The following is a 12,641-nucleotide window of genomic DNA, read 5'->3' on the forward strand; positions in this document are numbered from 1 at the left end:
AATGGTCGTCTCCCTTAACCGACAGCCAGCGTATTGATACGCAGGATCGGCATCAAAATTGACAGAACGATGACGAGCACCGCTCCGCCCATAGCGACAATAATCGCGGGCTCCAATAGCCTTAGCGCCACTGTCGACGCCGTGTCGAATTCTTCTTCCAATTGCAGCGCCGCCTTGTCCAGCAATTCGGACAACGCCCCTGCGCGTTCGCCCGCCGCAATCATATGGGTCAGCATCGGCGGCAGGACATCCGCGCGCTTGATCGCGGCGGCGAGGGAGGCGCCCTCGCCCACCATCGTCACCGTGCGGTCAAGGCGTGAGCGGATATAGCTGTTCGAAATGGTGCGCTGCGCGCCCACCAGGCTGTCAAGTAAAGGCGCGCCGCCGGAAAACAAGGTCGCCAGGGTGCGCGCGAAACGCGCGCCGTCGACAGCGCGCGATAACCGTCCCAGCACCGGAACCTTCAACATGAACCGATCCACGGCCAGCTTGAAGCCTGGCTGCTTCATGGCGCGCCAGAAGGCGGCGGCCAAAACAGCAATAAGAAGAAGGGCGAACAAGCCATAGCTTACTGTCCAGTTCGAGAGGCCGACGACGATTTTAGTCAGCAAGGGCAGCTCGGCGTTGAAGCTGTTGAACTGATCAATAATTTTCGGCACGACGAAAACCATCAGCGCAGTCACGACGCCGCCTGCAATCACCATCAGCGCCAGCGGATAGATCATCGACGCGACCGCCTTGTTTTTGATCGCCCGGTTTTTCTCCAGCATGGATGCGAGCCGGTCGAGCACGCCGCCAAGATCGCCGGAGGTTTCGCCGGCGGCGATCACGGCGCGATAAAGTGCCGGAAACGATTTCTCGTCTTCGCCAAGCGCGTCGGCGAAGCGCCACCCCTCCATCACGCGCTCGCGCACAGCGATCATACGGGTGCGGGCGGGCCCGGATTCCGATTGCACCGCGACAGCGCTTAGCGCTTCTTCCAGCGGCGTGCCAGCGCCAATCAAGGCTGACAATTGCCGCGTCATCATCACCAGTTGCCCCGGTTTGACGCGCGGTTTCTCAGCGCCAAAAGCGCCGGACTTTTTTTCGCTGCGCGGCGCGGAAAGCCGCAACGGCGTCAGCTTCATGCGCCGCAATTCCTGACGCGCCTGACGCTGGCTTTCGGCGGAGAGGACGCCTTTTTTCGAGCGCCCACCAAGATCGAGGGCTTCATACTCAAAGGCCGGCATCATCTTCCTCCTGATGCACAACCCGCAAGACTTCCTCGAGCGCGGTCAGCCCCGCCCGCGCATGGCGCAGGCCTGATTGCTGGAGCGTTTCGCCATGGGCGAAAGCGTGCGCCGCAATATCCTGTTCATTGGCGCCGTCATGAATGAGGCGTTTCAGTTTTTCATCGACGACAATCAGTTCGTAAACACCCACACGACCTTCATAGCCGGTCTGGTTGCAGCGCCCGCAACCGGCGGGATGATAGAGCGTCACCTCTTCGTGCTCGTCAGCGCCAATCATCCGTTTCGTTGCCGCATCCGCCATGTAAGGCGTCTTGCAGGACGGGCACAGGCGACGCACGAGGCGCTGCGCCATCACGGCGGCGATGGTCGATGACAGCAAGAACGCCTCTACGCCCATATCGCGCAACCGCGTGATCGCGCCAGCAGCAGAGTTTGTGTGCACGGTCGAGAGAACGAGGTGACCGGTGAGCGAGGCCTGCACCGCGATTTCAGCTGTTTCAACGTCGCGAATTTCGCCGACCATCACAATGTCCGGGTCCTGACGCAAAATAGCGCGCAAGCCCGTTGCGAAGGTCATCCCAACTTTCGGATTGATCTGGGTCTGGCCGACACCCTCAATCGCGTATTCCACCGGGTCTTCGACAGTGAGAATATTCCGGCTCGGCTCATTCAATAAAGTCAGCGCGCCGTAAAGCGTCGTCGTCTTGCCCGAGCCGGTGGGGCCCGTGACGAGAATAATCCCGTTCGGACGGGTCAGCGCATGTTTGAAGCGCGTTAAAATCTCCGGCGGCATGCCGAGGCCGTCAAGATCGAGCCGCGCCTCATCCTTGTCGAGGATACGCATCACCACACGCTCGCCAAAGCGCGCTGGCAGGGTCGACACCCGCACATCCACCGTCTTGCCGCCAAGCGCCAGCGAGATGCGTCCATCCTGGGGCACCCGGCGTTCAGCGATATCGAGCCGCGCCATGACTTTCACGCGCGAGGTCAGCACCGGCGTCATTCGCGCCGGCAGAGAAAGGATTTCGCGCAGGACGCCATCGATGCGCAGCCGGACGGACAGCGCCTTTTCATAAGGTTCGATATGAATGTCCGAGGCCTTGACCTTCACGGCTTCGGCGATCAGCGCATTGATAAGCCGGATCACCGGCGCATCGTTTTCACTATCGAGCAGGTCCGCCGTCTTCGGCAGACCTTCGGCGAGTGAGGCAAGGTCGGCGTCATCGCCGTCAAGATCGAGATCAGCCGTCGAAATGCCCTCAACCGAATAAATCTCGGACAGGCGCCGCTCAAACGCATCGGACGGCAGAATGTCGACCGCGACGGGCGCGCCCACGGTGCGGCGCGCCTCGATCACCGCCCAGGGGTCAGGCGCCTTGCCGCGCGCGCCCAGAACAACCGGCCGCGCTTCGCCGTCGAGCACGATTAGACCGCGCTCTTTTGCAAAGGCGTAGGCGAGCCTGCTCGCCGCTCTGGCGGTTGTTTCACTCATAAGGTCTTCCGTTGCGCCTATTCCGGTTGCGCGGCGGGCAACTCAGCGCCCGTCACGTCGTTGATCAAGCGCTCCATTTCCGAAGTCGGCTCTCCGCTGCGCAGGAGTTCTCGCGCACGCATGTAATCGAATTTACGCCGCGTCGCCGCATTCGCCGTTTCGCGGTCGCGGATAATCGTCGGGCGGATAAACACCATCAGATTCTGACGGCGCCGCTCCTTTGAACTCGACTTGAAAAGATTGCCGACGCCCGGAATATCGCCGAGAAACGGCACCTTGTCTTCGACATCTTCTCGCTGATCATCAATCAACCCGCCGATGACGAGGATATCGCCGTCATCGACCAGCGCCGTCGTCGTAATCTCGCGCTTATTGGTGATCAGATCCGTCGAGTCGGCGATGATCGGCCCGGCGATGGACGAGATCTCCTGCACGATTTCCAGCGTTACTGTTTCGCCGTCATTAATCTGCGGCGTCACCTCAAGAATGACGCCCACCTGCTCCCGGCTGACGGTGCGAAAAGCGTTGGAGAAATTATCGCCAACCGCTTCGCCCGTCGTGATCGGAATCTCCTGCCCGACCTGAAGCCGCGCCGTTTCATTATCGAGGGTCACGACCGACGGCGTTGAAAGCACATTGGAATTGGTGTCGGCTTTGATCGCAGTCAGAATGCCGCCAAAGATGTTGCCGCCGCCGAGGTCTACGCCGCCGCCAAGAGAAAAGCCGTTTACGCCCAGGAGCGACGTCAGCGCCGCTTCGGCGAGATCGTCCGCCACATCATCCGCAGCGCCGTCTGAGAGGCCGGTCGGATATCCGCCGCCCCGCAACAAGGCTGCGCCCGCCGCGCCGAGAATATTCGGCTGCGCCGAGGAAAAATTCGTGGCAGTAAAAGGAACGCCATTTTCTTCACTGCCGGTGAGGAAATATTGAACGCCGAGATTGCGCGCCGTCGTGTCCGACACTTCGACGATGATCGCCTCAACCAGAACCTGCGCCCGCCGGACATCAAGCTGGCCAATGACATTCTGCAAGGTGCGTTGAAGGCTGGCGTCGCCATTGATAATAATGGAGTTGGTAGGCTTGTGAAAAGAAACAGTAGCGCGGTTGTTGGAAACCGCCCCTTCGGCCGATGTTCCGCTGCGCGTATTGTTTGCGACGTCCTCAAGCAACGGCGCCAGTTCCTCCGCGTCTGCATGTTTAAGATAAACAACCGTCAGTTCCGAAGTCGCCTCGCCATATTGATCAAGCTCGCCGATGACGAGTTCAAGCCGGCGCATCAGGGCCGGCTCGGCGCGGATAAGAAGCGAGTTGCTCGCTTCCACAGGAACAACGCTATAGGTGGCGCGGCCGCCATTTTCCTCAGATAATTCCTGCGCCAGCTCGCGCACCAGCCGTGCGACTTCAGACGCCGAAGCATGCTGCAGCGGGATCGTGCGATAAATAGTGACATCGCGGTCAAGCTGACGCAGCACTTCGCGAATGCGCGCGGCGTTGTCTGCGGTATCGACGATGATGACCGCGTTGCCGGAACGGACCGGACTGACAACGCCGTTATTGCCGATAATTTGCGCAAGATTGGCCGCCGCCTCGCGCGCATCCACATAATTGAGCCGCACGATCTGCGTTGTCAGATCGGAGCCAACCCCCTCGCCCACGGGCCCCGCGGTGCGCGCCGCCTCTTGCAGGGGAACAATTCGGTATTTGCCGTCGCCGACCGGCGCCGCCACGAAGTCATTGACGCGTAGCATCGCCTGAAACAGCTCCCAGGCCTCGTCGGCGCAAAGGCCGCCATTGGGAGGCGACTTCACCGTCACGCGTCCCTGCACCGCAGGATCGAGCAGAAAGGTGCGTCCTGTGCGGATCGCAATTTCGTCAATCACGGCGCGTATATCCGCATCTTCGTAATTGAGGGCCTCTCCACAATTTTCCTGCGCATAAACCGCCGAAGACGCAAACACGCTCAGCAACACGCAACACCCGGCGGTAAGACTTTTACGATACGACGGCATTACTCATCCCCTATCCGTCTTTCGACAGTTGGATTGTTTCAAGGGCGCCGTTTCGCTCCACGACAAGCGTTGCGGCGCCTGATTTCATAAACTGGCTCATCATCGCGGCAAGTTCAGCCGGCTCCATAGATGGCGGCGATCCGTTGACGCTGCGCAAAATATCGCCTTCCTGAAGACCCGAGGCTTCGAACGCGGCGCGGTTCTCGCCTGCACTAAAAATAATCGCCGGTTGCCCAGCGGAATCGAGACCCGGTGAAATGCTGAAGGGGACGCCCGGAGCTGCGTTCTGGATTTTGTCCTCGGCCGGCGCAGGGCGTTGCGTTTGCGCGTCGGCGTTGTGCGCAGGGCGCGCGACACGATCAATTGGCGCCTTCGATTCAAAGCGCAGCGACTCGCGAACGCCGTTCTGTTCGATCACCACTTGATCCGAATAGACCGCGACCAGACGCACGCCCGACACGATTTCGTCTCCCACAGCAAAACGACGTTGCTTGCCATCGGGCCGCTGGATAATTGCTGATCCGTCACCCGCTTCCGGCCAAACGCCGGTGAGCGTGAGGTCAAGCGCCGTTTCCGCGAGTTCCGGACCGGTCTCGACGACCGTCGGGTCGATGACCGCTTTTGGAAATGGATTGCGGCCTTCGACCGCTGCACTGGTTTTCGCCGTGGCCGGAAGCGCCGCCATTTGATCGCCAGCCGGAACCGGGAGCGGCGCAAAAAACGCAATCGCGGCGCGGGCCAGCAGAAATGCAATCAGCGCGATCAACACCCATTCGGCGATGCGCGGCGCGAGGGTGCGCGCCTTTGCGCCCCGCAAGAATGCAGGCGCCCCGAGATCGCTATGCAGCTGAAAACCCGCCACTTCCTAATCCCTTACGCCGCCCGTCGCCGGGCCCAGCGCTCAATCTCAGACATTCTCCCCGGCTTCCCGGCGGAACCCAGAAAGGCTTTAGCAAACCTATGGCGGCCGGCCCACTCACTATGGTGTCGGCATCCATTCAATTTTTATTCCAAAAACCCCCTAAAAGCCCGTGAAATTCCTTGAATTTTCCGGTTTTTAGGGGCCTGGCGAGGCCGATTATCGGCCATGACGGTTATACGGCCGTAAAAGCAAAACCCGGCGGCCCCCATAAGGCCCGCCGGGTCTCGTACACGACAAGGTTAACGCTACTTGGCTCTCTCCACCGTCCCGAGACTTAGAAATGAGCCGTCAGGCTCGCAGACAGGCTGCGCCCGCGCTCATAGGTGCGGAAATCGACAACACCATCCGGCGCGCGGACGGCGTCATTGGTTCCCCGTTGTTCCTCAATATGCTTGGTCGCAAGGAGATTGCGCGCGGAAAGACCGATCGTGAAATCCGTACCGTGAATATTCACATTCTGACGGAACACCGCGTCAAGCTGGAAGCCAGGTTTCTCATAGACATCGAGCAGACGGTTCGCCTTGGTCAGGGCTTCACCCCGGGCCAGTAGACGCTCCGAAACCCAGCCGCCGAGGAGCGTGAACTGAACGCTCTCCCCCTCCCAGCCAAACTGTGTGTTCACGATATGCTTCGGCGTTCCCACCATGGACGAACCGTCAAGCCCGTAAGTGGAGGCAAGCACCGTATCGCCGTCACGTTCGGTAATCATGTCGGACGCGCCGACAACAATTTCCGATTCTGTGTAGGTGTAGTTTACCGAGAACAGCCATTCCTGTTCACTCAACCAATTGTCGCCCGGCATCGAGAAGCGCGTGCGATATTCAAACTCGCCCCCATAAAGTCTGGCTTTCGGAGAGTTGATGAAGCTCGACTGGAACGAGAAGTCCGTGGTCGTGAATTGAACTTCCTCGATCGGGCTGTCGATGGTTTTGTAGAAGCCACCCAGCGTCAGGAACTGGTTCCGTCCGAGATAATATTCATAGCGGGCGTCATAGTTCCGGAATTTGCTGTCCGTGAGGAAGCTGTTGCCGAAATAAGTCCGGTCCGTTTCGGGATCGGTGAATTGCGACGCAGCAAGTTCGCGGAATTGCGGACGCGCTATCGTATGCGAATAGCCAGCCCGGAGCTGCATGTTATCAAGGAAGTTCCAGGTGACCATGGCCGATGGCAGCCAGTAATCATTGGAAATCGTCGTGTCGAACGCCGTCGAGTCCGCGAAGCGGTCGAAGACGTCAACAAGCTGGTCAGCTGTTTCATAGCGAACACCGGCGGTCGTGCGGACCGTTGGGATCAGCTCGGCGTCGATCTGGGCGTAACCGGCATGGGTCGTCAGCTCGCCATTGTAGGAGTTGACGCCTTGCGTGTTGGTGTCGATCAGCTTGAACCGGTTCGGGTCGATATTGTCCGGTGAGTAGGCGAAATCGATGCGCGCCTGCGCAACGTCCAGCGGGATCGACGTGTTCAACGTGAAGTTGAACGGGTTGGAGATGAATTCGCGGTCATTGTCGCTATATTCATAACCAGCCGAAAGCGTCAGCTCCCGTGCGCCTGAAATCGGAGCAAACCAGAAAATGTCTGCGCCGCCGCTCCAGGTGTCATCGGTCAGTTCAGAGAAGTTGATGTTGTGACGTGTGTTGAAGACGATCGACGCCGGGCCGACGACATTGTCGTTTTCATCTATCGGCGCAGAACGGTTTTCCAGTGACCGCTCATAAGGCGCGTCCCGTGTCGACCGTGCGAAGGCGCCGCGCCAGTTCACTGCAAACTGATCGCTGAGATTATGCTCACCAGCCGCCTGCCCCATCATCAAGGCCCGCTCCAGCCAGGAATTGGCTTCGGTTACGAAGCCGCCTGCGCCTTCGGCGTTGAAGTTAAAGCCTTCCTGAATCTGCGCTTCTTTGCGGGTCGAATGGATATAAAGACCCGTCAGCGTCAGCGTATGCTGATCTGTCTCCAAGGCGGCGGTGAGCAAGCCGTTCACAGTCGCGTCGAGAGCCGTTTCCATTTGTGTCGAGTTGATGCCGACACGTTCTTCTGACGCAAGCTGCCGGATCGAATTTTTCGTCGTCCAGTCCTGCTTGTAGCCGATGACCCCGGCGATGCTGAAGGTCGCTCCGCTGTCCATTTCCCAGAATTTGCCGCCATCGAGCGAACCTTCGAAGTTCGGACCGAGCGTGCCGTTCTGGATGACGGAAAGCGGGGAGTTTTCGAGGCTTTCGCCAACAGCTTCCTGTTCCGCGTCAGAAAGGTCCGCGAGCTGGGTATCGGTGGCGATAACAGCGGCGAGCGCATCCGGCACGCTGCGGGTTCCATTATCGTAACCGAGCCAGTCAAGACCGCCGCCACGCACGTAGAGGCCGTCACGCGCCGTCGTCACGAGATTGGCGCCGATCCCTATCTTGGCGTTGAGGAAGTTCTCACTCGGCTTGCGGAGTGTCTCAAGGTCGATGATGCCGCCGCCGAATTCGCCGGGATAGTTCGGCGAAAAGGTTTTCTGGACCGTCGCGCCCGCAAGAATGTTGGACGGGAAAAGGTCAAGCGGCACCGTGCGTTTCAACGGTTCCGGGCTTGGCAGAGGCGAGCCGTTAAGGCGAGCCGAGGAGTAACGGTCGCCAAGGCCGCGGACATAGGCGAATTTACCGCCGACAATGCTGAGGCCTGAGAGGCGGGTCAGCGCCAAGGCGGCGTTGTCGTCGCCCGTGCGCGCCAGGTCATCAGCGCTGAGGAAGGTTGCAACCTGGGAAGTCGCGCGTTGCGGTTCGGGAATGTTTCGCCCGAGAACGACGATCTCGTCGGTATAGGTCGGCTGGATCGAAAGGCCGCCTGAACTTCCGGCGTCCTGCGCAAAGGCGGGAGGAGCAATCAGCATCGACGACGCGAGCAGCCAGCTCCCTAGTTTGTGATACGGATTCATAACATTAAATACCCTGATCTGAGTTCATGAGGATGAAAGGCCGGCGCGCTCCAGATGGAGCGCGCCGCGCTGTCACGCGTCTTAGCAATCGTCCGCAACCAGACCGCAGCTCCATTCATCCCACCAGTCATCGCTCGCATTCTCGACGGCGCCGATATAGCTGACGTCCTCGAAGAACAGATCGACATTGGTCGGAAGATCGGTGAAGGCTGTACGCCCCGCCGCTGCAGTATCGTTGATGAAGCCGTTAATCAGGTTCACATCGATAGCTGTGGTGTTGTCTGCGCCGGCGCCAACCGAAGCGACAGCCGCAGGTGTTTCCGGGGTGTCAATCGTCAGACCGCCCGTTCCGCAATCAAAAAGGGTGTTGTCAAAGGATGGGTCGACGCCGATGCCGTCAAAGGTGGCGTTGTCATTGCCCGCATCCTGCCAACGGAAGCACTCATCCTGATCTTCAACGACGCCGTTGATAAAGCGGCCGATGTGACCGGAGTTGATGCGGAAGGCGTTGCCAGGGTCCGTCGCTTTAGTCGAACCGACAATCGTGAAGTTGGCGATGGTCGGGTTCGTCGCTGGCGAAACGCCGGTGCCTGCGCTCGACATTTCAAAGCCGTTGTCGCCGCGGCCGTCACGCTGTTTCACGATGACAAACTGAACATTGCCGTTCCAGCCATTGTCCGTGTCGAGCGAGTCGTCGTCATTGCCCGTCAGCACGATGTGCTTGAGGTCAACTGTGCCGCCAAACATCTCGATGCCGTCGTCGGAGTTGTTGTGCACCTGGACATACTCAACCTTGGTGCCGGAGCCGACGCCGCCGAAGGAGATGCCGTTCAGCTCATTGCCCGAAGACAGCGGGAAGCCGGCGAATTTGACGAGGGTGTACATCAGCATGCCGCTATTGTCGGCTGCTTCGCCGCCGCCATACTGAGCTTCCGGCGCCGTCACGCCTTCGATGACGTTTTCACAGTCAGCCATGCCCGGCGTACCGCCGCCTTCGCAGCGGTTGATCGGTGCGCGGCCGAGAATGACAAGGCCGCCCCATTCGCCGATGGAGTCGAGGCGAAGCGAAGGAGAAACCGTATCCTGAAGGTCAGCTTCGGAGGTGAAGACAACCGGGTTCTGGCGCGTGCCGTTGGAGAAGATCTGCGACCCACGATTTACGACCAGGAAGTCAGAACCGGAGTTGCCAAAGATCGAAACACCCGGCTCGATGTTGAGGGCGATCGACTGGCCGTCTGCGTTCAGGCCGTCATTGCCGACATCCGACCCAATATCCACGCGGCCGTCGAGTTCGTAGAAATTGCCGCGAGTGATGTTGACTTCCGTGTAGCTCGGCGTGCCCATCACAGGATCACCGTCAAAGTTGCCCGCCAGAAGGCAAACGCGCGTGCCGTTGATGGTGTTGCCGGTGTCGCTAGTGCCGTCCGGGCAGCCCGGATCGGTGAACACATGGTTCGTCCAGCCGGTCGCCCAGTTGTTGGTTTCCGTCTCATCCGGGCTGAACGCGCCGAGATAGTCAGCCTCAACGAAGAACGCAGGATCGAGCGTTTCAACCGCGAAAGGCGTCGCCATTGGCGAAAGCTCTTTCGCGCCAGGCTGGAAGTTCATTGTGATCGAACTTGTATCTTCCGAGTTGTTGGGGTCAGCCGCAACCGAAGCGACAGCCGCCGGTGTTTCCGGATCCTCGATAGTGAGCCCGCCGGCGCCGCAATCAAACAGAACCGAGTTAAAGGCCGGGTCCGTGCCGATGCCGTCGAATGTAGCATTGTCATTGCCGGCGTCCTGCCAGCGGAAGCATTCATCCTGATCCTGCACAACACCATTCAGGAAACGGCCGATGTGACCGGAGTTGATGCGCAGACCGTTGCCCGGATCGGTCGCTTTCGTCGAACCAACGATTGTGAAGTTGGCGATGGTCGGGTTTGTCGCCGGCGAAACACTCGTGCCGGCGCTCGACATTTCAAAACCGTTATCACCGCGATTGTCAGCCTGGCTCACAAGCAGGAACTGCACCTTGCCGGACCAGCCATTGTCGGTGTCGAGCGAGTCGTCATCTTCGCCGGTCAGAACGATATGCTTGAGGTTAACGGTGCCGCCGAACATTTCGATGCCGTCGTCGGAGCTGTTATGCACCTGGACGTAATCGACAGTGGTGCCGGTGCCGACGCCGCCGAAGGAAATGCCGTTGAGTTCGTTGCCAGAAGAAAGCGGGAAACCTGAATATTGAACGCGCACATAGCGCAGCGTGCCGGAATTGTCGTCAGTCACGCCGCCGCCATAAGGCGCTTCCGGCGCGGTCACGCCTTCAATGACGTTTTCGCAGTCAGCCATGCCCGGTGTGCCGCCGCCTTCGCAGCGGTTGATCGGTGCGCGGCCGAGAAGAACAAGACCGCCCCATTCGCCAATGGCGTCCGCGCGAAATGCGCCGCCAGCTTCCAGATCGTCGAGGCTGGTGAAGACGATCGGCGCATCTTCCGCGCCTTCCGCTTCAATGCGCGAACCGCGGTTGATCACCAGGAAGTCACTGCCTGACTCACCGAATACGGTTACGCCGGGTTGAATGGTCAACACCGCCGGATCGCCGTCAGAAGCCGCACCGTCTGCGCCGACATCAATACCGACATTGACGCGCCCGCTGAGCCGGTATGCAACCGGAACGCCGTCGCCGTCATCATCTTTGTAAGGTAGAGCAATATTCGTAAGGATCGTGCCTGCAATGTCGCAAGCAACCTGATCAGGACCGGAAGGAAGGTCGACAACATCGCCTGCAGCAAAACCGGCCGGACATGTGTCAGCGGAAACCGTTCCGCCAGAACCGCCTCCGCCGCCGCCGGTCGGGGGCGTGCCAGGGTTAGAGGCGCCCGGCGATTGAATGTCGCTGCCCTGGGTACAGGCTGCGATCGTTAACGCCGCGCCGGCGAGAAGAATAGATTTTAGATTGGAGAACTGGCTCATTGATGAGACCCCCGGGGGAAAATGGTTTCATGCACAGTGCGACGCCCCACGCGTCGCCGGGGTTGCGGTTAGAGCAAGCATTTGACAGGGCGGTGACAGGTTTGTTTCAGTTCCATGACATCCTTCACGCCGCAATTTTTCGTAAGCGCACAACGTGCATAGCTTTAAGTGCGCACTGCGCGCGCACAATGAAACGCACTGTTTGCGCTTGCCTTAAAAAATCGTTTTTGACTCATATGATTGCGGGCTGTGACGAAATCCGTCAGATTCCAGCGCAACAAATAGGTCACGGAAAACCGCAATGGAAAGCAGCGGCGCAATGACGCTGAACTGGGTCTTTTACGTCACAGCCGCCGCCTTCGGCGCTGTGATCGGCAGTTTCCTCAACGTACTGATTCACCGTGGGCCGGCCTTCTGGAAACTTGTCGATGACGAGACGCGCGGAGATCTGATCTCGCCGCGCTCGTATTGCCCGTCATGCCGCAAAACGATTCGCAGCGTTCATCTCATTCCCTTGGCGAGCTATATGATGCTCGGCGGCAAATGCGCCAATTGCGGCGCGTCGATTGCGCTCCGCTATCCGTTGGTGGAGCTTGCGGGCGCGCTGTCAGGCGTCGCTGCCCTCGCCCTTTTCGGGTTGAGCATGGAGGCGGCGGGCGTCTTCTTCTTTTTCATGGTCATGATCGCATTGGCGGCGATCGATGCGGAGACTGGCTACCTTCCTGATATGCTCACTCTGCCGCTGCTGATCATCGGGATCATCGCCAACGCTTTCGATCTTTTCAACGCAACCCTCGGCGGCGCGGTGCTCGGCGTCATCATTGGCTATGGCGCCTTCCGGCTGGTTGATATTGTGTTTCTCAAACTGCGCGGCATCGAGGGATTGGGACAGGGCGACGCCAAGCTGCTCGCCGCAATCGGCGCGTGGTTCGGTTGGCCTGTGCTGCCGCCAGTGGTCTTTCTCGCCGCTATCTTCGCCCTGATTGGCGTCGGTATTGCTTCCTTGCGCGGCGCAAAAATCGGCAAGGAAACGCCCGTCCCCTTCGGCCCTGCGCTCGCCGCCGCCGCCGCCAGCGCCATGATCGCGCACGGATTGCGGCTTCCCTATTTCGCCTGA

7 protein-coding genes are annotated in these 12,641 nt (G+C 59.6%); 1 reads left to right on the top strand and 6 read right to left on the bottom strand.

The annotated features are described in order from the left end of the window. Positions 1 to 14: 14 nt before the first annotated feature. The 6 genes from gspF to ACFOOP_RS15420 form a co-directional block, all read right to left on the bottom strand. Entirely contained in the window at positions 15 to 1,232 is a 1,218-nt protein-coding gene (gene gspF / locus ACFOOP_RS15395; protein WP_379882015.1) for a type II secretion system inner membrane protein GspF, read from the bottom strand. Next, positions 1,216 to 2,724, bottom strand: coding sequence for a type II secretion system ATPase GspE (gene gspE / locus ACFOOP_RS15400; RefSeq protein ID WP_379882016.1), 1,509 nt, complete (start codon positions 2,722 to 2,724; stop codon positions 1,216 to 1,218). The genes gspF and gspE overlap by 17 nt, the downstream gene beginning before the upstream one ends. Positions 2,725 to 2,741: 17 nt before the next feature. Then, positions 2,742 to 4,733 (bottom strand): type II secretion system secretin GspD, encoded by a 1,992-nt coding sequence (gene gspD, locus ACFOOP_RS15405; protein WP_379882017.1) that lies wholly within the window; start codon positions 4,731 to 4,733, stop codon positions 2,742 to 2,744. A gap of 10 nt (positions 4,734 to 4,743) precedes the next feature. Continuing rightward, positions 4,744 to 5,595, bottom strand: a complete 852-nt coding sequence (locus ACFOOP_RS15410) for a type II secretion system protein N (protein WP_379882018.1) — start codon at positions 5,593 to 5,595, stop codon at positions 4,744 to 4,746. Positions 5,596 to 5,929: 334 nt separating this feature from the next. Beyond that, the gene (locus tag ACFOOP_RS15415; RefSeq protein ID WP_379882020.1) at positions 5,930 to 8,569 is read right to left on the bottom strand and encodes a TonB-dependent receptor domain-containing protein; all 2,640 of its coding nucleotides are present in this window, start codon (positions 8,567 to 8,569) and stop codon (positions 5,930 to 5,932) included. Positions 8,570 to 8,650: 81 nt separating this feature from the next. Further along, positions 8,651 to 11,524, bottom strand: a complete 2,874-nt coding sequence (locus tag ACFOOP_RS15420) for a beta-helix domain-containing protein (RefSeq protein ID WP_379882021.1) — start codon at positions 11,522 to 11,524, stop codon at positions 8,651 to 8,653. 301 nt (positions 11,525 to 11,825) lie between these two features. On the opposite strand from ACFOOP_RS15420, the gene ACFOOP_RS15425 reads away from it, so the two are divergent. Then, positions 11,826 to 12,641 carry a prepilin peptidase gene (locus tag ACFOOP_RS15425; protein WP_379882022.1) on the top strand — a complete coding sequence of 272 codons (816 nt, stop codon included), beginning with the start codon at positions 11,826 to 11,828 and terminating at the stop codon, positions 12,639 to 12,641.

It is taken from the genome of Hyphococcus aureus, from assembly GCF_042643165.1.
GTDB lineage: Bacteria > Pseudomonadota > Alphaproteobacteria > Caulobacterales > Parvularculaceae > Hyphococcus > Hyphococcus aureus.